Annotated in this window: 21 protein-coding genes; 8 read left to right on the top strand and 13 right to left on the bottom strand. The window is 67.7% G+C overall.

The genetic code is table 11. The annotated features are described in order from the left end of the window. Nucleotides 1–23: 23 nt before the first annotated feature. The 9 genes from alr to AC3ANK_RS07770 form a co-directional block, all read right to left on the bottom strand. Nucleotides 24–1,148, bottom strand: coding sequence for an alanine racemase (gene alr, locus AC3ANK_RS07810; protein ID WP_484172642.1), 1,125 nt, complete (start codon nucleotides 1,146–1,148; stop codon nucleotides 24–26). A 274-nt stretch (nucleotides 1,149–1,422) separates the two neighbouring features. Continuing rightward, nucleotides 1,423–1,755: a glycine zipper 2TM domain-containing protein gene (locus AC3ANK_RS07805; protein ID WP_206858885.1), complete on the bottom strand. Its 333-nt coding sequence runs from the start codon at nucleotides 1,753–1,755 to the stop codon at nucleotides 1,423–1,425. Between the two features lie 46 nt (nucleotides 1,756–1,801). Beyond that, nucleotides 1,802–2,074, bottom strand: coding sequence for a KTSC domain-containing protein (locus AC3ANK_RS07800; RefSeq protein WP_206858887.1), 273 nt, complete (start codon nucleotides 2,072–2,074; stop codon nucleotides 1,802–1,804). A gap of 53 nt (nucleotides 2,075–2,127) precedes the next feature. Further along, complete coding sequence (locus AC3ANK_RS07795; protein WP_206858890.1) at nucleotides 2,128–3,540, bottom strand: replicative DNA helicase; 1,413 nt, start codon at nucleotides 3,538–3,540, stop codon at nucleotides 2,128–2,130. 217 nt (nucleotides 3,541–3,757) lie between these two features. Further along, nucleotides 3,758–4,060, bottom strand: coding sequence for a hypothetical protein (locus AC3ANK_RS07790; protein WP_206858892.1), 303 nt, complete (start codon nucleotides 4,058–4,060; stop codon nucleotides 3,758–3,760). Nucleotides 4,061–4,320: 260 nt separating this feature from the next. Next, nucleotides 4,321–4,773 (bottom strand): 50S ribosomal protein L9, encoded by a 453-nt coding sequence (gene rplI, locus AC3ANK_RS07785; RefSeq protein ID WP_206858894.1) that lies wholly within the window; start codon nucleotides 4,771–4,773, stop codon nucleotides 4,321–4,323. 153 nt (nucleotides 4,774–4,926) lie between these two features. Continuing rightward, nucleotides 4,927–5,157 carry a 30S ribosomal protein S18 gene (gene rpsR, locus AC3ANK_RS07780; protein ID WP_123769111.1) on the bottom strand — a complete coding sequence of 77 codons (231 nt, stop codon included), beginning with the start codon at nucleotides 5,155–5,157 and terminating at the stop codon, nucleotides 4,927–4,929. Between the two features lie 23 nt (nucleotides 5,158–5,180). Beyond that, the gene (gene rpsF, locus AC3ANK_RS07775) at nucleotides 5,181–5,603 is read right to left on the bottom strand and encodes a 30S ribosomal protein S6 (protein WP_206858895.1); all 423 of its coding nucleotides are present in this window, start codon (nucleotides 5,601–5,603) and stop codon (nucleotides 5,181–5,183) included. A 186-nt stretch (nucleotides 5,604–5,789) separates the two neighbouring features. After that, entirely contained in the window at nucleotides 5,790–7,607 is a 1,818-nt protein-coding gene (locus AC3ANK_RS07770) for a DUF885 domain-containing protein (RefSeq protein ID WP_484172641.1), read from the bottom strand. A 149-nt stretch (nucleotides 7,608–7,756) separates the two neighbouring features. Here AC3ANK_RS07770 and xth point away from each other — a divergent pair, with 149 nt between their 5' ends. The 5 genes from xth to AC3ANK_RS07745 all read left to right on the top strand — a co-directional run bounded on the left by xth (nucleotide 7,757) and on the right by AC3ANK_RS07745 (nucleotide 13,219). Beyond that, nucleotides 7,757–8,683, top strand: coding sequence for an exodeoxyribonuclease III (gene xth, locus AC3ANK_RS07765; protein ID WP_484172640.1), 927 nt, complete (start codon nucleotides 7,757–7,759; stop codon nucleotides 8,681–8,683). An 81-nt stretch (nucleotides 8,684–8,764) separates the two neighbouring features. Then, nucleotides 8,765–9,346 (top strand): BON domain-containing protein, encoded by a 582-nt coding sequence (locus AC3ANK_RS07760; protein WP_206858900.1) that lies wholly within the window; start codon nucleotides 8,765–8,767, stop codon nucleotides 9,344–9,346. Between the two features lie 83 nt (nucleotides 9,347–9,429). Next, the gene (locus tag AC3ANK_RS07755; RefSeq protein ID WP_484172639.1) at nucleotides 9,430–11,295 is read left to right on the top strand and encodes an ABC transporter ATP-binding protein; all 1,866 of its coding nucleotides are present in this window, start codon (nucleotides 9,430–9,432) and stop codon (nucleotides 11,293–11,295) included. 71 nt (nucleotides 11,296–11,366) lie between these two features. Next, nucleotides 11,367–12,566, top strand: coding sequence for a PQQ-dependent sugar dehydrogenase (locus AC3ANK_RS07750; RefSeq protein ID WP_484172638.1), 1,200 nt, complete (start codon nucleotides 11,367–11,369; stop codon nucleotides 12,564–12,566). Nucleotides 12,567–12,784: 218 nt separating this feature from the next. Then, the gene (locus tag AC3ANK_RS07745) at nucleotides 12,785–13,219 is read left to right on the top strand and encodes a nuclear transport factor 2 family protein (RefSeq protein ID WP_484172637.1); all 435 of its coding nucleotides are present in this window, start codon (nucleotides 12,785–12,787) and stop codon (nucleotides 13,217–13,219) included. Between the two features lie 3 nt (nucleotides 13,220–13,222). Here the strand turns inward: AC3ANK_RS07745 and AC3ANK_RS07740 are convergent, their stop codons facing one another. Then, complete coding sequence (locus tag AC3ANK_RS07740) at nucleotides 13,223–13,753, bottom strand: DUF488 domain-containing protein (protein ID WP_320415122.1); 531 nt, start codon at nucleotides 13,751–13,753, stop codon at nucleotides 13,223–13,225. 122 nt (nucleotides 13,754–13,875) lie between these two features. On the opposite strand from AC3ANK_RS07740, the gene AC3ANK_RS07735 reads away from it, so the two are divergent. Together AC3ANK_RS07735 and AC3ANK_RS07730 are read left to right on the top strand one after the other, a co-directional pair. Next, complete coding sequence (locus AC3ANK_RS07735) at nucleotides 13,876–14,685, top strand: ferredoxin--NADP reductase (RefSeq protein ID WP_484172636.1); 810 nt, start codon at nucleotides 13,876–13,878, stop codon at nucleotides 14,683–14,685. 87 nt (nucleotides 14,686–14,772) lie between these two features. After that, entirely contained in the window at nucleotides 14,773–15,513 is a 741-nt protein-coding gene (locus AC3ANK_RS07730) for an SDR family NAD(P)-dependent oxidoreductase (protein ID WP_484172635.1), read from the top strand. A 42-nt stretch (nucleotides 15,514–15,555) separates the two neighbouring features. Here the strand turns inward: AC3ANK_RS07730 and AC3ANK_RS07725 are convergent, their stop codons facing one another. From AC3ANK_RS07725 to AC3ANK_RS07715, 3 genes are all read right to left on the bottom strand, one after another. Then, nucleotides 15,556–16,038 carry a glutathione peroxidase gene (locus tag AC3ANK_RS07725; RefSeq protein WP_206858915.1) on the bottom strand — a complete coding sequence of 161 codons (483 nt, stop codon included), beginning with the start codon at nucleotides 16,036–16,038 and terminating at the stop codon, nucleotides 15,556–15,558. Nucleotides 16,039–16,243: 205 nt separating this feature from the next. Further along, nucleotides 16,244–18,580, bottom strand: a complete 2,337-nt coding sequence (locus tag AC3ANK_RS07720; protein ID WP_484172634.1) for a TonB-dependent receptor — start codon at nucleotides 18,578–18,580, stop codon at nucleotides 16,244–16,246. A 302-nt stretch (nucleotides 18,581–18,882) separates the two neighbouring features. Beyond that, complete coding sequence (locus tag AC3ANK_RS07715; protein WP_484172633.1) at nucleotides 18,883–20,937, bottom strand: amidohydrolase family protein; 2,055 nt, start codon at nucleotides 20,935–20,937, stop codon at nucleotides 18,883–18,885. A 167-nt stretch (nucleotides 20,938–21,104) separates the two neighbouring features. On the opposite strand from AC3ANK_RS07715, the gene AC3ANK_RS07710 reads away from it, so the two are divergent. Further along, a complete protein-coding gene (locus tag AC3ANK_RS07710; RefSeq protein WP_484172632.1) occupies nucleotides 21,105–23,312 on the top strand; it encodes a M3 family metallopeptidase in 2,208 nt (735 codons plus the stop codon). The last annotated feature ends 155 nt before the right edge of the window (nucleotides 23,313–23,467 follow it).

Here is a 23,467-nt window from a genome sequence, read left to right as displayed (position 1 = left end):
CCGCGTCCGCCGCGCGGGGGCCGTCAGCCGCCGCGGTATTCGCGCGGGATGCGGTCGTTGAGGCCGACCAGGATCTCGTACGGAATCGTCCCGGCGAGCGCGGCGACGTCCTCGGCGCCGATCGCCTCGTCGCCCTGCGCACCGATCAGCACGACCTCGTCCTCGTTGAATGCGCTGTCGCCGCCGATGTCGACCATGAACTGGTCCATGCACACGCGCCCGACGATGGGATAGCGATGCCCGCGGATCAGCACCTCGCCACGCGAGGACAGCGCGCGCGGGAAGCCGTCGCCGTAGCCGATCGGCACGGTCACCACGCGCGTGTCGTGGTCGCTTCGCCACGTCGCGCCGTAGCTCACCGGATTGCCCGCCTTCACCACCTTGAAGTACACGACCTGCGAACGCAGCGACATCGCCGGCTTCACGTCGATGGTGCGTTGCGACGCGGGATCGGGCAGCACGCCGTAGAGCACGATGCCGGGCCGCACCATGTCCAGCCACGTCTGCGGGAAATGCAGCACGCCGCCGGAATTGGCGAGGTGGCGCACCGGCATCGGCGCACCGAGGCGTTCGATGTGCGCGCAGGCGTCGTGGAAGCGTTCGACCTGCTGCAGCGTCATCGGCGAAGCCGGGTCGTCCGAACACGCCAGGTGCGAATAGATGCCCTTCAGCACGCACCACTTCGACGCCACCGCCGCTTCCACGAACGGCCGCGACGAATAGCTGTGCACGCCGACCCGTTCCATGCCGGTGTCGATCTTCAGGTGGATCACCGCACGCCGGCCCATCGCCTCGGCCGCGGCTTCGACCTGGCGCAGCTTGTCCAGCGAGGACACGGTGATCTCCAGGTCGTGCGCGATGAACTGCGACACCTGCGGACCGAAGATGCCGCCCAGCACCAGCACCGGCGCGGTCACGCCGGCACGGCGCAGCGCGATGCCCTCCTCCACGAACGCCACGCCCAGCTGGTCCACGCCCTGCGCCTGCAGGTGCAGCGCGACCGGCACCAGCCCGTGGCCGTACGCGTTCGCCTTGACGATCCCCATGACGGGCACACCCACGTGCGCGCGGATCGCACGCAGGTTGTGGGACAGATGGTCGAGATCGACCGTGATGCGAGTCGGACGCTCGCTGACGGCGGGAGGCATGCCAGGCGTGGGGTGCACTGCGTGTCCGGTGCGGAGGGCTCGAACGCGCATTCTAGCGAGCGGTGGGGTTGGTCGATGGGTGAGGCTGGCCCCGCTCACTTCCGCGACCGACGGGACAGAGCCGAGAGGTTGGGTCAGGAGTGGGACGTGCGGTGCAACCGCATTCAGTGCACAGCTGTTCCGCGCTGTGGGCTTCACCCCTCCCCAACCCTCCCCTGCTTGCAGCGGGAGGTTGGGAGGTGCGAGTCGCGCAAGCGCCGGGCTTCGAAGCGGCTCAATCGCAGCGCCGCTCGATCACCGTCTCCGTCTTGTTCTGCTGGTTTTCCTGGATTTTCCGGCCGGCGAACGCGCCGCCGACCGCGCCGGCCGCGGTCGCGAGCTTCTTGCCGCTGCCACCGCCGACCTGGTTGCCGAGCAGCCCGCCGACCACGCCGCCGGCGACGGTGCCGGTGATCTTGTGTTCGTCCTTCACTTCCTTGGGCTTCTGCACTTCGACGTCGTAGCAGCGCTTGCCCTGGGTGGAGGAACCGCTCGACTGCGCCATCGCCGGGCCGGCGAGCGCGCACATGGCGATCGAGGCGATGAGGATGTCGGGGATGCGGCGCATGACTGCACTCCTTTGGCGGGTTCGATTCACGCTGCGCCGGACCTCGTTAGGAACGCGTCAATCCACGCCCTTTCCGCGCCCTGCGCGTTCGCCGCGCTTCATCTTCGTCCAGGTGCCGGTAGTCGAATCCGGCGTTGCGGATGTGCTCCGCGAAGTACTGTCCATGCGAGTCCGCGCCCATGAGCCCCACGTACAGGTAGCGCGGCACGTCGAAGTACAGGTAGATCCCGCCGCTGGTGAACTCGATCTCGAGCACGCGCCCCGCCTCGTCGTAGCCGACGCCCGCAATGGCTTCCGATTCCACGTGCTCGCGTTCCATCGGCAGCGGACTCTAGCGCTGCCGGCGTTACTCCGCCGTCGAGGCGCGGACGCCTATTCGAAGCTTCCCACCGAATCGTGCGACAGGTTGTCGAAACGGGTGTACTCGCCGAAGAACTTGAGCTTCACCGAGCCGGTCGGGCCCGAACGCTGCTTGCCGATGATGACCTCGGCCAGTCCCTTGTCCGGCGAGTTCTCCTTGTTGTAGTAGTCGTCTCGATAGATGAAGACGATCATGTCCGCGTCCTGCTCGATGGCGCCGGATTCGCGAAGGTCGGCCATCACCGGTCGCTTGTCGGTTCGCGTTTCCAGCGAGCGGTTGAGCTGCGACAGCGCGATCACCGGCACCTGCAGTTCCTTCGCCAAGCCCTTGAGCGAACGCGAGATCTCGGAGATTTCCGTCGCGCGGTTCTCGCTGTTGCCGGGGACCGACATCAGCTGCAGGTAGTCGATGACGATCAGGCCCAGGCCGTGTTCGCGCTTGAGGCGGCGTGCCTTCGCGGACAGCTTCACCGGCGACAGGCCGGGCTCGTCGTCGATGAAGATCTTCACCTCGCGCAACTGGCGGATCGCGCTGGTGACGCGGCTCCAGTCCTCGTCTTCCAGCTGACCGGTACGCAGGCGCTGCGCGTTGACGCGGCCGACCGAGGAAATCAGTCGCATCGCCAGCTGGCTGGCCGACATTTCCATCGAGAACACCGCCACCGGCAGCTTGCTGCGGAAGGCGGCGTATTCGGCCATGTTCAGCGCGAGCGTGGTCTTGCCCATCGCCGGACGCGCGGCCAGGATGATCAGGTCGGTCTTCTGCAGACCGGCCGTCATCATGTCGAATTCGGTGTAGCCGGTCGGCAGGCCGGTGACGCCGCCGCCGTTCTGGTAACGCGTCTGCAGCGTGTCGAACGCTTCCGACAACGCCTTGGTGACCGGCGTGAAGTCGGTCTTGCCGGAGGTGTTGGCCTGGGCGATCGCCAGCACCTGGCGCTCGGCTTCTTCCAGGATCTCGGCCGAATCGCGCCCGTCCGGCTGGAAACCGTCGTTGACGATCGTGGTGCCCACGTCGATCAGCTGCCGCAGGATCGCCTTGTCGCGGACGATCTCGGCGTAGGCGGTGATGTTCGCCGCCGACGGCGTGTTGGTGGCCAGTTCGATCAGGTAGGCGCCGCCGGCGACTTCCTCGCTCAGGCCCTGCGATTCGAACCATTCGCCGAGGGTGACCGCGTCGAACGGCCGGTTCTTCTCGGCCAGCTCGCGGATCGCCCGGTAGATCAGCTGGTGATCGCGGCGGTAGAAGTCGCTGTCGGTGAGCTGGTCGGCGATGCGGTCCCAGGAATCGGGCGCCAGCATGAGGCCGCCGAGCACCGCCTGCTCCGCCTCGATCGACTGGGGCGGCACGCGCAGCTGGTCGATGCGCTGTTCGTTGCGCGTCTCGAACCGCTTCTCCCTGCGGAAACCAGGTCGTGCGCTCATGCCCTCAGTCACCCTTTCCCTGCACCGGCGTGGCGGCGCGTGTCGTTGTCGCGGGTCGGGCATCGTAGACGCGGAATGCCCCGGGGCGTTGCAGATAAGTCTGTGGATATCGCGTGGATACTCATGCCGGCATGGGGCCACGCCACCGTCGCACGAGCTGCGACACCCCGTCCCGCGATGGACGGTCGAACGTCAGCCGGTGAGCCCTGCGTCGGACTCAACCGGCGATGCCGGCGCGGGCGCGCATCCCCGGCGAGATGACCGACAGCAGCTCGTCCAGCGCTTCGTCGCGCCAGCGGCCCACGCGGCGCGGCTGCAGAGCGCCGGCGATGTGCTGGTCGATCAGGCGCGCGATGATCGGGAACACGGTGTCGCCATCGGCCTCGCAGGCTTCGCGCAGGCTGGCGGCGATCAGGTCGGCGAAGGAGAGCGGCGCCGACGGCAGCGAGCAGGCGGTCAGCGAATGCAGGGTCAGCTCGAGCGACGGGTCGAGCGCGGGAAGGTCGAGGCGCTGGTCCATGGCGGCGGCGGTATCGGATTAAGTGTCGCGACTTTGTCACGCACCATTCCGGCGCCCTATCGGAAAAATCCGAAAAGGTTTGCCGGTCCTCTGACATGGATTGGCGCAACGCCTGCGTCCGGCGCGCCGTCCGGGGTCCCCGGGTGCGCTTCGCTTACCCGGGCTACAAAGGCTGACGGGTCGAGTGCCTTCGACGGACTCGCGCAAAAAGAAAGGGCGCCCGGAGGCGCCCTTGCTTCAAGCTCGTGCGGTAACCGCGATCAGGCGACTTCGCCGACCACGATGACCTTGACGGTGGCTTCGATGTCGGCGTGCAGGTGCACGACGATCTCGTACTCGCCGGTGCGACGCAGCGGGCCTTCGCCCAGCACGACTTCCGACTTCTCGACCTTGTGGCCGTGCTTGGTCAGCGCATCGGCGATGTCGCGCGGCGTGATCGAGCCGTACAGCTTGCCTTCGGTCGACGCGTTCGCGGTGATGGTCACCTCGACGCCGTCCAGCGCGGCCTTGCGGCCTTCGGCGCCTTCCAGCGCGGCCTTGGCCTTGGCTTCGTACTCGGCGCGGCGGGCCTCGAACTCGGCCAGGTTGGCCTCGGTCGCCGGCGCGGCCTTGCCGTACGGGATCAGGTAGTTGCGGCCGAAGCCCGGCTTGACGTTGACCTTGTCGCCGAGCTTGCCGAGGTTCTGCACGTTCTGCAGGAGGATCAGTTGCATGGTGTTGCTCCGTATTCGTTAGCGAGCCGGGGGCCCGCAGCGGTGGCTGTCCGAATGACGTCTCTCAGGCGCTCATTGCAAAGCGCCAAATCGAAGTCCGGTTTCGTGAGGAGTCCGCACATGGACGTGCGGGCTCCTGCGGAGGGATCCGCGTTACGCGTTGTGGTTGTCGGTGTACGGAATCAGGGCCAGGTAACGGGCGCGCTTGACGGCCGTGGCCAACTGGCGCTGGTACTTCGACTTGGTACCGGTCACGCGGCTCGGCACGATCTTGCCGGTCTCGGTGAGGTACTGGCGCAGGGTGTTGAGATCCTTGTAGTCGATCTCCTTCACACCCTCGGCGGTGAACTTGCAGAACTTGCGGCGACGGAAGAACTTGGACATGAGTGTGCGCTCCTAGGGCGGGATCAGGCGGCTTCGGCGTTGTCGTCCGAGGACTCGTCGGTCGAACCGACGCCTTCCTCGTCACGGCGGCGACGCTCGCCACGCTCGGGCTTGTCGCCCTTCTCGTCCTTGTACTTCATGATCAGCGACTGCTCGGTGTCCGGGCCGTCGCGCTTGATCACCAGGTGGCGCAGGACGGCGTCGTTGAAACGGAAACCGTCGACCAGCTCGTTCAGGACGTTCTGGGTGCACTCGATGTTGAGCAGGACGTAGTGGGCCTTGACCAGGTTCTCGATCGGGTAGGCCAGCTGACGGCGGCCCCAGTCCTCGAGACGGTGGATCTTGCCTTCGCCGCCTTCGATCAGGCCCTTGTAGCGCTCGATCATGGCCGGCACCTGCTCGCTCTGGTCCGGATGGACCAGGAACACGACTTCGTAATGACGCATGTGTGATTCCTTGTGGATGATGGGCGCGGGCTTCGCCGCGTCCGGATCAGCCCCCCGACGTCCCGGAATGGACGCGGTGGAGCAAGGTCTCCCGCCGGCCGGAGCCGTGGGAGCCGGAAATTATGGCCGATTCAATGGGTTGAAACAACCTGGCGTGGGCACTCGGGCCCCTGCCCGCCGCGCGGTTCAGCTTCTCGCCGGCCCCGCCGCCCGCCGGCTCTCGATCCAGGCGTCGATATGCGCCTCCAGCGCCTCCAGCGGCACCGAGCCGGTCGCCAGCACGGCGTCGTTGAACTCGCGCAGGTCGAAGTCCGGGCCGAGCTGCCTGGCCGCCTTCTCACGCAGCTCGGAGATCTTCAGCTGGCCGATCTTGTACGCCAGCGCCTGGCCGGGCCAGCCGATGTAGCGGTCGATCTCGTTGACCACGTCCTGGCGGGTCTTGGGCGAGTTGTCCATGAAGAAGGCGATGGCCTTGTCGCGGCTCCAGCCCTTGCTGTGCATGCCGGTGTCCACGACCAGGCGCACCGCACGCCACATGTCGTACGCCAGTTGGCCCATGCGGTCGTACGGGTCGTCGTACAGGCCCATGTCGTAGCCCAGGCGTTCGGCGTACAGGCCCCAGCCCTCGCCGTAGGCGACGAAGTAACCCACGCGGCGGAACATCGGCACGTCCGGCAGTTCCATGCCGCGCGCGAACTGGAAGTGGTGCCCCGGCACCGCCTCGTGCAGCGAGAGCGCCATCATCTCCCACTTCGGTCGCACGTCCGGCTTGTACAGGTTCACGTAGTAGAAGCCCGCGCGCGTGCCGTCCACGGCGCCGGGCTGGTAGTACGCGGTGGTGGTGTCGGGCGCGATGTTGTCCGGGATCGGCCGCACGCCGTACGGCAGGCGCGGGATGGTCTTGGAGATCTTCACCAGCTCCGGATCGATGCGCTTGGCGATCGCCTGGTAGGCGGTGAACAGTTCCTGCGGCGTCCTGTAGAAGAACTTCGGGTCGGTGCGCAGGTGTTCGAAGAACTCCCCCAGCGTGCCCTTGAACCCGACCTCCGCCTTCACCTTCTCCATCTCGGCGCGGATGCGCGCGACTTCCTTCAGGCCGATCTGGTGGATCTGGTCGGCCGACAGGTCCGTGGTGGTGAAGTAGCGCGCCACGAAGTCGTAGTACGCCTTGCCATCGGGCAGATCGGTCGCGGCGATCGAGGTGCGCGTCTTCGGCAGGTAGTCGTTCTTGAAGAACGTCGCGAGCTCGCGATACGCCGGCACGATGGTCTGCGCGATGACCTGCTTCGCCTCGGCCTGCAAGGCGGCGCGATCGGCCTCGCCGATGGCGTCCGGGAATTTCGTGAACGGCTTGTAGAACGGGCTCTTCGCGGGATCGTCCACCAGTTGCGCCTGGATCTGCGCCGGCACGCGCTCCATCAGCACGCGCGGCGGCGTGTTGCCGGTGGCGGCGCCTTCGCGCAGCAGCGCCTGGTTCTGTTCGATCAGCGCCGGCAGCGCGCGCATGCGCGCCAGCCAGTCGCGGTAATCCTTCACCGTGGCGAACGGCAGCACCTCGGCGATGCCGTCGGCGGTCTGCACGCCGCCGCTGAGGCCGATCGGCTGCAGGTATTCGCGGTACTTCTGGCGCTCGACGGCCTTTTCCATCTCCCACGCGAAGACGTCGTAACTGAGCCGGTCCGCTTCGCCCAGCGCATTGCGGTCGATGGCCTTCAGCCGCGCCAGCGCCTGGCGGTCGCCGTCCAGGCGACGCTCGATCGCGGCGATGCCCAGGTCGTTCCAGGCATCGTTGTAGCGCTTGTCGCCGCGCCAGCTCGCCTCCTCGGGGTTCTCGCGCATGTCGCGCTCCCACTCGTCGGCGAACAGCGCGTGCAGCGCCGTTGCGGCGGGATTGTCGGCGGTGACGGTCGCGGTGGCGCGCGTGGTGGACGGCGCCTGCGCGTAGGCGGCCGGCGCGGACAGGCAGGCGGCGACGGCCGCGGCAAGCAGTGCGTGTCGAAGCATGGGCATTCCCCCTGAAGATCGTGGGCCGAGTCTAGCCGCCCTCGCCTGTCGCCGGCTTGATCGGGACTGCCGGATCGCAAGCGGCCGAACCGCGCCTTCACGACGCCCCGGCTAGCGTGCGGCGAAGCCCACCGAGGACGGCATCGCGCGTGAAGATCGCCACGTTCAACATCAACGGCGTCAACACGCGCCTGCCGGCGCTGCTCGAATGGCTGCGCCGGGAACAGCCCGACGTCGCCTGCCTGCAGGAGCTGAAGGCGCCCGACGACGCCTTCCCCGCGCAGGCCGTCATGGAGGCCGGCTACGGCGCGATCTGGCACGGGCAGAAATCCTGGAACGGCGTGGCGATCCTCGCGCGCGACGCCGAGCCGGTGGAAATCGGCCGCGGCCTGCCGGGCGATCCCGACGACGTGCAGAGCCGCTACATCGAAGCGGCCGTCGGCGGCATCGTGGTGATCTGCCTGTACCTGCCCAACGGCAATCCGCAGCCGGGACCGAAGTTCGATTACAAGCTCGCGTGGATGGAGCGCCTGCACCAGCGCGCGCAGCACTGGGTCGACAGCGGCCAGCCGGTGGTGATGGCCGGCGACTACAACGTCGTGCCCACCGACGAGGACATCTACAACCCGAAATCCTGGCGCAAGGACGCGCTGCTGCAGCCGGAAAGCCGCGAACGCTACCAGCGCCTGCTCGACCAGGGCTGGCTGGACGCGGTCCGGCACGTGTTCGGCGAGGAGCGCGTGTACACGTTCTGGGACTACTTCCGCCAGCATTGGGAGCGCGACGCCGGATTGCGCATCGACCACCTCCTGCTGAATGCCGCGCTCGCCCCGCGCCTGCGCGCGGCCGGCGTGGACCGCTGGGTGCGCAGCCAGACCAAGCCGAGCGACCATGCGCCGACGTGGATCGAACTCGCGCCGGCGAAGGCCCGACGTCCGGCGGCGAAGAAGACGGCTGCGAAGAAGACGGCAGTGAAGAAGACCACCGCCCGGAAGACCGCGACGAAGAAAGCCGCGAAGAAGGCCGCATCGACCACCGCCGCGCCGAAGAAGCGGACGCGACGCACGGCACGATGAAACGAAGCGATCACGACCCGTTGCCGTCGCGCTAACCGCCGTCTTCGCAGCATGCCCGCATCCACTACGACAGGAGCGGGCATGGCCAGGCATCCGGACGACGATCATCGCCACGAGCTCTACCGCGGCATGCCCTCGGTGACCAATCGCAGCTGGGGCACGCCGAAGCAGGACGACGGCTTCGGGTACGGGGGCCAGGGCGGCTACGGCGAATCGCGCGGCGATCCGTCCGGACGCGGCGCAAGCGAGCGTGCCGGCGGTCATCGCGGGCGCGGACCGCGCAACATCCTGCGTTCGGACGAGCGCATCGCCGACGACCTGATCGAACGCCTGACGCGAAACGAGGATATCGACGCGAGCGAGATCCTGGTCGCGGTCGATGCCGGGAACGTCACCCTCACCGGCGAAGTGCCCGAGCGGCGCATGAAGCATCTGGCGGAGGATCTCGCCGCCGCCGTGCAGGGCGTGCGCGACGTGCAGAACCGGTTGCAGGTCGACAGGGGCTCGGCGTCGTTCGGACCGCCGGGTCGCGCCGTGCGCAGCGGCTTGGACCAGCAGGGCAGCGGGTTTTCCAGTTCCTCCTTCGATCAGCGCGACGACATCGACGACGATGAGCACGACGAGAACCGTCGCCGGCCAATGCGGCGCGCGCGGGAGCATTGACGCTCGTCCCGTCACGCGCCGGGCGCGGGTGACGGCAACCGGGGAATGACGGCGACGGCCGCGCACAGGGCACAATCGGCCGCATGAGCGATCACGCCGCGGCCGTACCCGCTTCCCGCCCTTCCCTTCGCGAGCGCTTCGACGCCCTGCGCAACCTGCCGCCGTTCCTCCGGCAGATCTGGTCCACCAGCCCCGCGCTCACGCTGGCGACCATCGGCCTGCGCATCGTGCGCGCCTTCCTGCCGGTGGCGACACTCTACGTCGGCAAGCTGATCATCGACGAGGCCGTGCGCCTGGTCGCCGCCGGCAACGGTTTCGACACCCTGGGCGACGCCTGGCGCAGCGGGCAGCTGGACACGCTGCTGGCGCTGCTCGGGCTGGAGTTCGCGCTGGCGATCGGTTCCGACCTGCTCGGCCGTCTCGTCAGCTATGGCGACGCGCTGCTCTCGGAGCTGTTCACCAACGCCACCAGCGTGCGCCTGATGGAACACGCGGCGACGCTCGACCTGGAGGATTTCGAAGGCCCCGACCTGCAGGACAAGCTCGACCGTGCGCGCCGCCAGACAATGGGCCGCATGAACCTGATGAGCCAGCTGTTCGGCCAGGTGCAGGACGCGATCACCGTGGTGAGCTTCGCCGCCGGCCTGCTGGTGTACGCGCCGTGGCTGATCGTGCTGCTGGCCATCGCGCTGGTGCCGGCGTTCGTCGGCGAGGCGCATTTCAACGCGCTGGGCTATTCGTTGAATTTCGCGTGGACGCCCGAGCGCCGCCAGCTCGAATACGTGCGGCAGATGGGCGCGAGCGTGGAAACGGCGAAGGAGGTGAAGATCTTCAACCTCCACCGCTTCCTGATCGCGCGTTACCGCCAGCTCGCCGAGGCCTTCTTCCGCGCCAACCGCGCGCTCGCGCGGCGTCGCGCGTTCTGGGGCGCGGTGCTCGCCGGCCTGGGGACGCTGGGCTATTACGTCGCCTACGGCTACATCGCCTGGCGCACGGTGCGCGGCGATTTCAGCATCGGCGACCTGACCTTCCTCGCCGGCAGCTTCCTGCGCTTGCGGCAACTGCTGGAAGGCTTGCTGGTGGGCTTCTCGCAGGTCGCCGGGCAGGCACTGTACCTGGACGACCTGTTCTCGTTCTTCGCGATCAGGCCGGAGATCGTTTCCCCCGCCAACGCGCTGCCGGTGCCGCGCCCGATCACGCGCGGCTTCGCGTTCGAGAACGTCGGCTTCCGTTATCCCGATGCGCAGAAATGGGCGCTGCGCGGGCTCGACTTCGAACTGCGCGCCGGCGAAGTGCTGGCGCTGGTCGGCGAGAACGGCGCCGGCAAGACCACGCTGGTGAAACTGCTCGCGCGCCTGTACGACCCGGACGAAGGCCGCATCCTGCTCGACGGCCGAGACCTGCGCGACTACGACCTGGACGACCTGCGCGGCAATGTCGGCGTGATCTTCCAGGACTTCGTGCGCTACCACCTCACCGCCGGCGAGAACATCGGCGTGGGCCGCATCGACGCGATGGACGACGCCGCGCGCATCCGCGACGCCGCGCGCCGCGCGATGGCCGACGAGATGATCGACCACCTGCCCAACGGCTACGACCAGCTCATCGGCCGCCGCTTCAAGACCGGCGTGGACCTGTCCGGCGGGCAATGGCAGAAGCTCGCCATCGCGCGCGCCTACATGCGCGATGCGCAGGTGATGATCCTCGACGAACCCACCGCCGCGCTCGACGCGCGCGCCGAATTCGAGGTGTTCCAGCGCTTCAAGGACCTCTCGCGCGGCAAGACCGCGGTGCTGATCTCGCACCGCTTCAGCAGCGTGCGGATGGCGGACCGCATCCTGGTCCTGGCCGACGGCCGCCTGGAGGCCAGCGGCACGCACGAGGAACTGTTGGCGCAGGGCGGTCGCTACGCCGAATTGTTCGAGTTGCAGGCGGCCGGTTATCGTTGAGCCAATCGCGCCCGGTCCCCGGCCGCGTCACGCACACATCCCACGCACGAACGGACAGGAGCCCTGCCCCCATGCGCCATGCCCTGCATTGCACCACGCTTGCGATCGCCCTCTCGTTGACCCTCGTCGCCTGCCAGGCGCGCCAGGACGAAGGCGACGCGGCCCCGGCGAAGGCCGCCACCGCCGCACCGAAGGCGCTGCCGACGCAGACGGTCGCCAGCCAGAACGGTTCGGTGACCGTCACCACGATCGCTTCCGGACTGGAACACCCCTGGAGCGTCGCCCTGCTGCCCGACGGCGGATTCCTCGTCACCGAACGCCCGGGGCGTTTGCGTCATGTGTCGGCCGACGGTGCGGTTTCCGCTCCGATCACCGGCGTGCCCGAAGTCTGGGCGCAGGGCCAGGGCGGCCTGCTCGACGTCGTGCTCGCGCCGGACTTCGCCACCAGCCGGAAGATCTTCCTGAGCTATTCGGAAGCCGGCGCCGACGGCAGCGCCGGCACCGCGGTGTCGACGGCGACCCTCGGCGACGGCGCGCTGACGGACGTGAAGCTGTTCTACCGGCAGGAACCCAAGCTGGTCGGCCCGAACCATTTCGGCTCGCGCATCGTGTTCGACGGCAAGGGCCACGTCTTCATCAGCCAGGGCGAACGCAACGACCGCCCGACCTCGCAGAAGCTCGACATGCTGCAGGGCAAGCTGGTGCGCCTGAACCTCGACGGCAGCGTGCCGGCCGACAACCCGTTCGTGGGCCGCAACGACGCGCGCCCGGAGATCTGGAGCTACGGCCATCGCAACATGCAGTCGCTGGCGCTCGATCCGCGCACCGGGAAGGTGTGGGAAGCCGAGCACGGCCCGAAGGGCGGCGACGAGATCAACCTGCCCGAGCCGGGCAAGAACTACGGCTGGCCGATCATCACGCACGGCATCAACTACTCGGGCCTGAAGATCCCCGAGGCCGTCGGCACCTCCGCGCCCGGCATGGAGCAGCCCTACCACGTGTGGGAGAAGTCGCCGGGCCTGTCGGGCATGGCCTTCCTCACCGGCCAGGCGGGTTCGAAGTGGAACGACAGCCTGTTCCTCGGCGCGCTCGCCGACGGCAGCCTGATCCGCCTGTCGCTGGACGGCGACAGGATCACCGGCGAGGAGCGCCTGCTGAAGGAAATCGGCGCCCGCGTCCGCGACGTGCGCGTGGGCCCCGACGGCGCGGTGTACGTGCTCACCGACGAGACCGACGGCAAGCTGCTGCGGCTGGACGCGCCGAAGGCGTAAGGCTGCGCCGGGGGGCGCACGGCAGTCGTGCGTGCGCCGACTCGACACGCCGGCTCGATACAGTTGCCTCGATAGAAGCGTCATCCCGGCGAAGGCCGGGATCCAGCCCGTAACTCCCGGGCACTCCCCACGTCAACGACATCCCCTCATTCCCGTCCACGCGGGAATGGCGAGTCGCCGCACAGGCCCTCCAACCGAACCACCCAGAAGGGCAAAACATGATCCGGACGATCCTCCTCACCCTCGCCCTGCTCGTCTCCTTCCCCGCCGTCGCGTCCGAAACCGACGCCGAACTGCTCGCGATGGACGCGAACTGGAACGAGCTGCGCATGAAACCCGACGTCGCCGGGCTGGAACGCATCCTCGCCGACGACTGGATGCTCACGCATTCCGACGGCCGCGTGCAGTACAAGACCGATTACCTCGACGAACTGCGCACGAGCACGCGCCGCAATTCCGGCATCGGCAACGAGGACGTGCGCGTGCGTCGCTACGACGACACGGTCGTCGTCACCGGCACCAGCGTGCAGTCGGGCATCAGCAACGGCGTGCCGTGGAACGGCCGCTTCCGCTTCACGCGCGTGTGGGTGCAGCGCGATGGCGCGTGGAAGATGATCGCCTCGCACTCCTCGCGCGTCGCCGAGGCGAAGTAGCCTTCAGAACAGATCTCCTTGCGGCGCGGTTTCCACGACCGCGCCGTAATCCAGCCGGCCGTCGACGATCCGCGCCGCCTTCGTGTACGGATGTTCCTCGGTGCGGCCGGGCGAGATCAGGTGCACCACCGTCCAGCCGCGCGATTTCAGATCGTCGCTGATCAGGCTGCGATGGCACTGCGTCCAGTAGGCCTCGGCGCACATCACGGCGGTGCGGCGCGTCGACGCGATCGCCTCCAGCCGGTCGCGCGCCTGCCGGTACTCGGCGCTCGCCATGTAGTCGGCGTAGCCGCGGAAGGACGCGTTGCGCCAGGCGGTGTTCGGCGAATCCTTGCGGGGATTGCGGCGCCCGCCCAGGTCGACCATTGGCAGGTACTCGATTCCCGCTTCCGCCAGCCCCGCCGCGATGTTCGCCGCGGCGAACTGCGGGTGCCGGCGCGAGCCGGGATAGCGCCGCACGTCCGCCACGGCCTCGATGCCCGCCTGCATCAGCAGGCTGAGGAATTGCGTCCATTCGCGCGTGGAATGGCCCACGGTCCAGATCGTTCGCATGCCCCGAGCATAGTCGGAGGCGTGTCGCCCAGATGAGAATCAATATCAAGTGAAGCCGGCTGGGCTACAATGGCCGCGCTTCCCCCACTCGCCCCAGACACCCGATGTCCTCCGCCTTTGGCACCGAGACGGTGCTGGATGTCCGTCACTGGACGGACGATTACTTCAGCTTCACCACCACCCGCGACGACGGCTTCCGCTTCGAGAACGGCCAGTTCGTGATGATCGGCCTGCAGGTCGAACAGCCCGACGGCTCGCACAAGCCGCTGCTGCGCGCGTACTCCATCGCCAGTGCGAACTGGGAGGAGCAGCTGGAGTTCTTCAGCATCAAGGTGCCGAACGGGCCGCTGACCTCGCGGCTGAAGTCGATCCGCCCGGGCGATCAGGTGCTGATCGGCCGCAAGCCCACCGGCACGCTGCTGATCCACGACCTGCATCCGGGCCGCAACCTGTACCTGCTGGGCACCGGCACGGGTCTCGCGCCGTGGCTGGCGGTGATCAAGGACCCGGAAACCTACGAGCGTTTCGACAACGTGATCCTGACGCACGGCGTGCGCAGCGCGACGGACCTCGCCTATCGCGACTACTTCGTCAACGAACTGCCGCGCCACGAGTTCCTCGGCGAGCAGATCGCCGCGAAGCTGAAGTACTACCCGGCGGTGACGCGCGAGGCATTCGAGGTCGATGGCCGCGACCAGCGTGGCCGCCTCACCGGGCTGTTCGACAGCGGCCGGATGATGGAGCACCTCGGCCTGCCCGCGCTGGACCCGGAACACGACCGCGCGATGATCTGCGGCAGCCCGCAGATGCTCGCCGATTTCCGCGACATCCTCGATCGGCGCGGCTTCACCGCCGCTCCGCGCATCGGCACGCCGGGGCAGTACGTGTTCGAGCGCGCGTTCGTCGAGAAGTAATCGCCAGACCCGCGCGCCCGCGAGGGCGTCGCCAGGCTCGTCGCCCGGCAGGAATAGACTGGCTCCTCCCCCGGATGGAGCAGCGCGATGAGATTCCAGGACAAGGTCGTGATCGTCACCGGCGGCGCCAGCGGAATCGGCGAGACCACCGCGCGGCAGTTCGCCGACGAAGGCGCGCACGTGGTGATCGCCGATTTCTCGGAACGCGGCCAGGCCGTCGCCGACGCGATCGCCCAGGACGGCCCGCGCACGCTCTTCGTCAGGACCGACGTGGCCGACAGCGCCAGCGTGCGGAACATGGTCCAGCGCACCGTCGAGGCCTTCGGCCGCATCGACGTGCTGTTCGCCAACGCCGGCATCGCACACGACGCGCCGATCGACCAGCTCGACGAAGCCGCGTGGACGCGCACGCTGGACGTCAATCTCACCGGCGTCTATCTGTGCGACAGATACGTCGTCGAGCAGATGCTCGCGCAGGGGGGCGGCGTCATCGTCAATTGCGGCTCGATCCACAGCCACGTCGGCAAGGCCGGCGTCACCGCGTACGCCGCGGCCAAGGGCGGCGTAAAACTGCTCACGCAGACGCTGGCGATCGACTACGGCGCGCGCGGCATCCGCGTGAACGCGGTCTGCCCCGGCTACATCGACACGCCGCTGCTGAAGGAGATTCCTGCCGAAGCCAAGGCGGAGCTGGCCAGCCTGCACCCGATGGGACGCCTGGGCCGCCCCGAGGAAGTGGCCCGCACGGTACTGTTCCTCGCCAGCGACGATGCGTCCTTCGTCACGGGCGCTTCGCTGCTGGTGGATGGTGGGTATACCGCGCAGTGATCCGTCCTGGCGCCCGCGTTTCGTGCGCGGGCGCCGGCACGCTTACGCCAGCGCCGCCTCGATGTCCTTGACGATCGACTCCGGCTTCTCGTTCGGCGCGTAGCGCTTGAGCACGCGGCCGTCGCGGCCGATCAGGAACTTGGTGAAGTTCCACTTGATCGCGTCGATGCCGAGGAAGCCGCCCTTCTCGTCCTTCAGCCACTTCCACAACGGATGCGCCGCGTCGCCGTTGACGTCGATCTTGGCGAACATCGGGAAGGTCACGTCGTAGGTGAGCGAGCAGAAATTCCTGATCTCGGCTTCGTCGCCCGGCTCCTGATGGCCGAACTGGTCGCACGGGAAACCCAGCACCGCGAAGCCGCGCCCGGCGTAATCGCGCTGGAGTTTTTCGAGGCCCGTGTACTGCGGAGTGAAGCCGCACTTGGAGGCGACGTTGACGATCAGCAGCGCCTTGCCTTCGAACTCGCGCAACGCGCGCGGCTGGCCGTCGATGTCGGTGGCGGTGAAGTCGTAGGCGGTGGGCATGGGGGTGGTCCGGGTGGAGGGTGCTCCAAGGATAACGCCGCCCGGTCACGCCACGTCGCGCCTCCTGCCCTCTCACCGTCGTCCGGGCGAAGGCCGGGATGACGGAAAGAGGACCCGCGACGAGCGCGAAACCGACGCACTCCAGAAACAACAACGCCGGGACAAGCCCGGCGTCGTCGTCACCACTCGCATCAGGCAACCACCATCAGAACGAAGCGCGGAACTCCGCACCGAACGTGCGCGGCTCGTTGATCATGCCGGTGAGGTTGTTGAAGTCGATCGCGCCCACCACCTGCACCTCGTCGGTGATGTTGCGGCCGAACAGCGCCAGGTCGTACTTGCCGTAGTTCCAGCTGTAGCCCACGCGCAGGCCGCCTTCCACCAGCGACTTGCCGGTGAACTCGATCGAGTCGTACAGGAAGAAGTTGACCTCGCTGCGGTACATCCAGTCGGTGTAGACGTAGAACTCGTTGCCGTTGTCCATCGGCAAACCCCAGCGCGCGGTGAGGTTGTGCGTCCACTTCGGCGCCTGCGGCAGCACGTTGCCGTCGATGTAGTAGCTGCCGGTCGGCAGGCCCGTGACCGGATCGAGCACCGGCTCGTTGGTCACGGTGCACGCCACGCAGCCGGCGACGTTGAGATCGCTGTCCTTGATCTCCGTGTCGTTGTAGCTGCTGCCCAGCGTGACCAGCAGGTTGTCGGTCAGGTAGGCCTGGAAGTCCATTTCGAAGCCCTGGCCCACCGAACGATCGGCGTTGAGCAGGATGTTGGCGTTCGCCGCGCCGCCCACGGCGGTGAGCTGCTGGTCCTCGACCTCGTAGTAGAAGACGCCCGCATTGAGGCGCGCGCGGTTGTTCCACAGGTCGGCCTTGACGCCCGCCTCGTACGAGGTCGAGGTCTCCGGACCGGCGACCGACATGCGGTTGAACGCGCCGGCGGCCTGGATCGAGCTGCCGCGATAACCGGTCGCGACGCGCGCGTAGAGGTTCACGTCGTCGTTGATCTCGTACGTCGCCGACAGGTCCCAGCTGAACTTCTTGTCTTCCGGCGCGGCCGTCAGCGTGCCGCCCGGGCCTTCGGCGGCCAGCAGGTCGTCGATGGTGCACAGCACCGGGCCGGGGATGATGCCCAGCGTCGGGCCGATGCACGGGGCGAAGCCGGTGTTCCAGTACTCCAGGACGTTCAGTTCCTTCTCGTCCCAGGTGTAGCGCGCGCCGGCGCGCAGCTCGAGCGCGTCGGTGGCCTGCCAGGTCGCGGCGGCGAACACCGCCCACGAATCGTTGGTCTGGCGCACGCGCTCGTAGCCGTCCGGCGCACCGTTGTTGAGCGAGTCGTAGCTGAAGCTCTCGACGTCGTAGTCCTCGTTGAAATAGAACACGCCGCCCTGCCAGTTCCACGGCGTGCCGGTGTTCGATTCGATGCGGAATTCCTGCGTCCACTGCGCGTGGCGCGGGATGCCGTCGGCGGTTTCGGACTGGAACGGAATCACGCCCGGGCCGTCCGGCGTGCCGCCGTCGATGTCGCCGCGGCTGTAGGTCTCCACCGACTCGTAGCCGGTGATCGCGTACAGCGTGTAGGTGTCGCTCAGGTTCCAGCTCAGGCGCGCGCTGGCGCCCTTGCTGTCGAGTTCGGAATGGTTGAGGCCGTTGAGCGAGACGCTGTCCTCGTCGAAGCCGGCGACCAGCTCGTTCGTGCCCGGCTCGATGATGTTGGCGCGGAACAGGCGCGCGGTGCCGTTGAGGTGGCGCGCGTGCGCGTTGAGCAGCAGGTCCCAGTCGCCGCCTTCGTACAGGAACTGCACGCGGCCGGCGGATTCGTCATAGCCTTCGAAGCCGTCGTTCGGGCCCGGATAGGTGTTGTCGACCCAGTCGTCGCGACGCTGGAACAGCACCGAGGCGCGCGCCGAGAGGTTCTCGGTCAGGCCGCCGCCGACGGCGCCCTCGAAGTTCACCATGTTGTCGGTGCCCACGCCGAGCTTGCCGTAGCCGCCGAATTCCTGCGACGGACGCGCCGATTCGAACTTCACCACGCCGGCCGGGCTGTTGCGGCCGAACAGCGAACCCTGCGGGCCGCGCAGCACTTCCACGCGGTCCAGGTCGAACACCGGGAAGCCCTTGAGGATCGGGTTTTCCTGCACGACGTCGTCATAGACCAGCGACACCGGCTGCGAGGTGTTGAGGCGGAAGTCGGTGTTGCCGTAGCCGCGGATGTAGAAGCGCGGGAAGGCGCGGCCGAAGGACGATTCGATGTTCAGGCTCGGCACGCGGCCGGACATGAAGCGCACGTCGGTGCCGCCGGAGCTGAGCACGTCCAGCGCCTGCGCGTCGATCGTGCTGACCGAGACCGGCACGTCCTGCAGGTTCTCGACCTTGCGCTGCGCGGTCACCTGGACGGCGTCCAGCGTCGTGGCGGACGGCGTGGTGTCCGGTGCCTGCGTGGTCTGCGCATCCTGCGCGAAGGCGGCCTGCGCCGGCAGCATCAGCGCGATGGCGACGGTCAGGGCGTGGCGGGGAAACTTGCGGGAAGCGCGCGTGGCGGACATGGGGCGGTCTCGATAAGCGGCGCCGAAGGATGGAGGCGCCAAGGGTTCGAAGGCCGACGCATCGATGCTCTCTCCGGCATGCGATGCGGCGATGCGATGAGCGGATGGATCAACTCGGGGACCGTCCCTTGACGGCCTGGCGCGGACCCGGTCCCGCGCCCTGGCTGCTCGACATGACGCGGGAATGTTACCAGAGTGTTAAAGGGCCGTACCGGCGCGTATCGGGGCCGGCGAGAGCCCTGCCGCCTTCGCTCCCCGCCCTGCTTGCAACCTCCCCCCGCGAGCAGGGGGAGGAGACGCCATCAGCGGCTGTTGAGCACCCGAACCGCCGGCGCGAACGGCTTGATCCCCAGCGCCTCGTGGATTTCCTCCGGGTAGTACGCGGTGTCGCCCTTGAGCACCAGCGCCACTTTCCGGATGTCGGCGATGTCCTTCGTCGGGTCGCCGTCGATCAGCACCAGGTCCGAACGCTTGCCCGGCGTCACCGAACCGCGTTCGGCCAGCGTGCGGCTGTACTTCGCGCCGTTCCAGGTCGCCACCTGCAGCGCCTGCGACGGGGTCAGGCCGGCCTGCACGTACAGTTCGAGCTCGCGTTGCAGGGTGAAACCGACCATCTCGTCGGTGCCGGCCACCATCGGCACGCCCGCCTTGTAGGCGCGGCCGACGAAGTCCACCAGCTTGGCGAACGAACGGTTGTACTTCGCCGCGGTCGCATCGTCCGGGATGTTCATCTCCGCCGCGCGCCGGCCGCGCTGCACGTCCGGCGGCAGGTGGTCGGCGACGTCGGCCACGATCGGCGACATCTCGCCTTCGCGCTGGTGCAGGAACTCGAACGTCGCCAGCGTCGGGTCGATCACCACCTGCTTTTCCGCCAGCGTGTGGATGAAGTCCTGCACCGGCCTGCTGTCGAGGTCGAGCCCGTCGGCCCTGTCGGCGACGAGGTAGAAGCGCGCCAGCGTGCGCGTGTCGGTCTTCTCGTCGACGAAGAAGTTCAGCATCAGCTGGTTGATGTGCTGGATCTCGTCGAAGCCGTCGTCCACCACGTCCTGCGCGCGCAGGAACGCCGGCACGTGACCGCTCACGCGCAGCCCCTTGGCATGCGCGTAGGCGACCGTTTCCTTGAGGATGTCCTTCGGGAAGGAGTTGTAGATCTTGATCTGCGGGTACTTGTGCTGCGCGTACCAGTCCACCGCCTTCTTCGCGTCGTCGAGGTTCTTCACCACGAAGCCGTTGCGCGCGGAGAACTTGCTCTCGCCCTCGATGAAACCGGCCGGCACCACGTCCGGCGACATCAGCGTGCCGCCGGCGATCTCGCCCATCATCTGCTGGAGCGTGGCGTTGTCGTTGCCCATATCGCGCACGGTGGTGACGCCGGCGGCGAGATTCAGCCCGCCGTCCCAGCGGCCGACGTGCGTGTGCATGTCGAACAGACCGGGCAGCAGCACCTTTCCGTCGGCGTTAATGACGTGGTCGGCGGCGGACGTGTCCTTCGACGCGGGCGAGACCGACACGATCTTTCCGTCCCTCACCCGCACGTCGCTGGCCGCGCCCAGCGTCGCCTTCTCGCTGTCGAACACGCGCGCGTTGCGGATCAGCGTCGTGCCGGCGAGCGGATGGCCCAGGCGTTTGGCCAGATCGACCAGCGCATCGCCTTCGGCCTGCTTCTGGCGGGTTTCCAGGTCCGCGGCGGCGGCCTGGCAGCCGTCCTCGATCAGCTGCAGGAACCCGGGATAGATGTAGGCGAACAGGCGCGGATTGGCGTCGGTCGTCGCCCACACGAAGGTCGGCACCAAGCCCACGCCGGTCATCGCGACGAGTTGCACGTCGCGCGTCTGCGCGCCGCATTGCGCCTGCGCTTGCGCGACCCTGCGCGAGGTGAGCGTGCCGCTCGGGATCAGCGGCAGCTTGCCGTCGCTGCGCTGCGAGAGCGCGTTGAACGCCACCGAGAACGCCGCTGGCGAGCCGCCCAACGGCTGGTACAGCGCGGTGCCCCGCACCGTCTGGCGGCCTTCGTCGGAGGTGGATTTCCACTGCGCCTCATCGCCCTCGCGGCGGAAGCTCTCGTCGATCCTCGCCCCGAACGTGGACGTGCCCTGCACCTGATAGGTGCGGTACGTGCCGTCCGGCGCGAGGGTGAATTCCTCCTTCAGTTCCGGGCCGCGGCCGTTGTCCTTGAAGATGAATTCGACCTTCGTCGTGCCGTCGTCGCCGCGGGTCACGACCTGCTGTCCCGCCTGCTTGCCGCCGTCCACCAGGGCCACGTAGCGGAGGGTTTCCGTCGCCAGCGCCTGCGGGGCCAGCGCCAGCAGCCCGAGGGCGAGCGTGCCGGCCAGCGCCGCGCGAGTTCTCGTGTTCATGTCCATGCGTGTCCCGCTGATGTGCCCGGACCGGCGGCCCGGTTGTCCCCGGAGTGTAGCCAGCCTGTGCCCGTGCGGTCGGTTGATGAAGGCATGCCTTTCGTCATGGGTCGCACCCTGGCCCATCGGGTAGGCTTCGGGCTCCCTTTGACGAGGTTTCCGAGCCCATGAAGCACCCTCTCGCGCTGGCGCTGGCCGTGGCAATCGCCGCGACCGCCCCCACTTACGCCAAGACCCCCAAGCAAGGTACCGCCGTGAGTGCGCAAGCCGACGCCGCCAAAGGCACCAATCCGTTCTTCGCCGACAGCCCGCTGCCGCTGCACTACCCGCAGTTCGACCAGATCAAGGACAGCGATTTCGGCCCCGCCTTCGATGCCGGCATGGCCCAGCAGCTGAAGGAAATCGACGCGATCGCCAACAACGCGGAAAAGCCGACCTTCCAGAACACCATCATCGCGATGGAGAACTCGGGCCGCACGCTGGCCCGGGCCACGACCGTGTTCTTCAACCTGGTCGGAACCGATACCAACCCGGCGCGCGAGAAGCTGCAGGGCGACTACGCGCCGAAGTTCGCCGCGCACCGCGACGCGATCAACCTCAACGGCAAGCTGTTCGAGCGCGTGAAGGCGCTGTACGACACCCGCGATTCGCTGGGCCTGGACGCGCAGGGCGTGCGCCTGGTCGAGCGCTACTACACCGATTTCGTCCGCGCCGGCGCCAACCTGTCCGAGGCCGACAAGGCCAAGCTGAAGCAGATCAACGCGCAGCTGGCCGCGCTGGGCACCAAGTTCAGCCAGAACGTGCTGGCCGAAGTGAACGCCTCGGCCGTCGTGGTCGACACGAAGGAAGAACTCGACGGGCTGTCCGACGAGCAGATCGCCGCCGCCGCCGAAGCCGCGAAGACCCGCAACCTGCCGGGCAAGTACGTCATCGCGCTGCTCAACACCACCGGCCAGCCGCCGGAAGCGCAGCTGACCAACCGCGCCCTGCGCGAGCGCCTGCACAAGGCGTCCGTCGCGCGCGGCAGCCGCGGCAACGAGTTCGACAACACCGGCATCGTCGCCCAGGTCACCAAGCTGCGCGCCGAACGCGCCGAGCTGATGGGCTACCCGAACTACGCCGCCTACGTGCTGGAAGACGAAACCGCCAAGACGCCGCAGGCCGTCAACGCGATGCTCGGGCAGCTCGCCCCGGCCGCCGTCGCCAACGCCAAGCGCGAAGCCGCCGACCTGCAGGCGATGATCGACGCCGAGCAGAAGGCCAAGGGCCAGCCGACGTTCAAGCTGGAGCCGTGGGACTGGGCCTACTACAGCGAGAAGGTGCGCCAGGCGAAGTACAGCTTCGACGAGTCGCAGCTCAAGCCGTACTTCGAGATGCAGAACGTGCTGGAAAACGGCGTGTTCTACGCCGCCGGCCAGCTGTACGGCCTGAAGTTCAAGCAGCGCACCGACCTGCCGAAGTATCACCCGGACACCTGGGTGTACGACGTGTTCAACGAGGACGGCTCGCAGCTGGCGATCTTCATCTGGGACCCGTACGCGCGCTCGTCCAAGCGCGGCGGTGCGTGGATGAACTCCTACGTCGACCAGTCCGAGCTGAGCGGCTTCAAGCCGGTCGTCGCCAACCACCTCAACATCCCCAAGCCGAGCGAAGGCAAGCCGACGCTGCTGACCTGGGATGAGGTCACCACCGCGTTCCACGAGTTCGGCCATGCGCTGCACGGCATGTTCTCGGACGTGAAGTACCCGTACTTCAGCGGCACCAGCGTCCCGCGCGACTTCGTCGAGTACCCCTCGCAGGTCAACGAGATGTGGGCCGACTGGCCGTCGATCCTGGCCAACTACGCCAAGCACTACCAGACCGGCGCGCCGATGCCGAAGGAACTGCTGGACAAGGTCATCGCCGCTTCGAAGTTCAACCAGGGCTTCGCGACGACCGAGTACCTGGGCGCGGCGATGCTCGACCAGAACTGGCACCAGGCCACTGGAGACCAGCTGCCGGCGGCCAGCGGCGTGATGGCCTTCGAAGCCAACGCGCTGAAGAAGGACGGCGTGGACTTCTACGCGGTGCCGCCGCGTTACAAGACTCCGTACTTCAGCCACATCATGGGCGGCTACGCGGCCGGCTACTACGCCTACATCTGGTCGGAAGTGCTCGACGCCAACTCGGTGCAGTGGTTCAAGCAGAACGGCGGCCTGAGCCGCAAGAACGGCGACCACTTCCGCCAGACCCTGCTCTCGCAGGGCGGCAGCACCGACGCGCTGCAGCTGTTCCGCAACTTCGCCGGGCACGATCCGAAGATCGAGCCGCTGCTGGAGAAGCGTGGCCTGACCACCGCGCCGTCGCAGCCGACGACGAAGGCGTCGAAGAAGTAAGTCGGTTCGTCGCGACGTGACACGAAAAGCCGCCCGGGAAACCGGGCGGTTTTTTTTGCCTTTTTAGCCCGGGTAAGCGAAGCGCACCCGGGGCTTTCGCGTGACGCGACGGGAAGGCTTCCCCGGGTGCGGCCTTCCGGCCTTGCCCGGACTAC

Source organism: Lysobacter sp. SCRH-1R (genome assembly GCF_057747855.1).
This window is presented reverse-complemented; position numbering and strand designations above follow the sequence as displayed.

What these genes read in the sequence shown, in the direction of transcription:
- AC3ANK_RS07725 (WP_206858915.1), bottom strand. Translation starts at nt 16,038, where the DNA reads ATGCCCACCGCCTACGACTTCACCGCCACCGACATCGACGGCCAGCCG.
- AC3ANK_RS07770 (WP_484172641.1), bottom strand. Translation starts at nt 7,607, where the DNA reads ATGCTTCGACACGCACTGCTTGCCGCGGCCGTCGCCGCCTGCCTGTCC.
- AC3ANK_RS07715 (WP_484172633.1), bottom strand. Translation starts at nt 20,937, where the DNA reads ATGAACACGAGAACTCGCGCGGCGCTGGCCGGCACGCTCGCCCTCGGG.
- AC3ANK_RS07760 (WP_206858900.1), top strand. Translation starts at nt 8,765, where the DNA reads ATGGCCAGGCATCCGGACGACGATCATCGCCACGAGCTCTACCGCGGC.
- AC3ANK_RS07800 (WP_206858887.1), bottom strand. Translation starts at nt 2,074, where the DNA reads ATGGAACGCGAGCACGTGGAATCGGAAGCCATTGCGGGCGTCGGCTAC.
- AC3ANK_RS07720 (WP_484172634.1), bottom strand. Translation starts at nt 18,580, where the DNA reads ATGTCCGCCACGCGCGCTTCCCGCAAGTTTCCCCGCCACGCCCTGACC.
- rpsF (WP_206858895.1), bottom strand. Translation starts at nt 5,603, where the DNA reads ATGCGTCATTACGAAGTCGTGTTCCTGGTCCATCCGGACCAGAGCGAG.
- rplI (WP_206858894.1), bottom strand. Translation starts at nt 4,773, where the DNA reads ATGCAACTGATCCTCCTGCAGAACGTGCAGAACCTCGGCAAGCTCGGC.
- rpsR (WP_123769111.1), bottom strand. Translation starts at nt 5,157, where the DNA reads ATGTCCAAGTTCTTCCGTCGCCGCAAGTTCTGCAAGTTCACCGCCGAG.
- AC3ANK_RS07790 (WP_206858892.1), bottom strand. Translation starts at nt 4,060, where the DNA reads ATGGACCAGCGCCTCGACCTTCCCGCGCTCGACCCGTCGCTCGAGCTG.
- AC3ANK_RS07735 (WP_484172636.1), top strand. Translation starts at nt 13,876, where the DNA reads ATGTCCTCCGCCTTTGGCACCGAGACGGTGCTGGATGTCCGTCACTGG.
- AC3ANK_RS07730 (WP_484172635.1), top strand. Translation starts at nt 14,773, where the DNA reads ATGAGATTCCAGGACAAGGTCGTGATCGTCACCGGCGGCGCCAGCGGA.
- AC3ANK_RS07755 (WP_484172639.1), top strand. Translation starts at nt 9,430, where the DNA reads ATGAGCGATCACGCCGCGGCCGTACCCGCTTCCCGCCCTTCCCTTCGC.
- AC3ANK_RS07805 (WP_206858885.1), bottom strand. Translation starts at nt 1,755, where the DNA reads ATGCGCCGCATCCCCGACATCCTCATCGCCTCGATCGCCATGTGCGCG.
- AC3ANK_RS07750 (WP_484172638.1), top strand. Translation starts at nt 11,367, where the DNA reads ATGCGCCATGCCCTGCATTGCACCACGCTTGCGATCGCCCTCTCGTTG.
- AC3ANK_RS07795 (WP_206858890.1), bottom strand. Translation starts at nt 3,540, where the DNA reads ATGAGCGCACGACCTGGTTTCCGCAGGGAGAAGCGGTTCGAGACGCGC.
- alr (WP_484172642.1), bottom strand. Translation starts at nt 1,148, where the DNA reads ATGCCTCCCGCCGTCAGCGAGCGTCCGACTCGCATCACGGTCGATCTC.
- AC3ANK_RS07745 (WP_484172637.1), top strand. Translation starts at nt 12,785, where the DNA reads ATGATCCGGACGATCCTCCTCACCCTCGCCCTGCTCGTCTCCTTCCCC.
- AC3ANK_RS07710 (WP_484172632.1), top strand. Translation starts at nt 21,105, where the DNA reads ATGAAGCACCCTCTCGCGCTGGCGCTGGCCGTGGCAATCGCCGCGACC.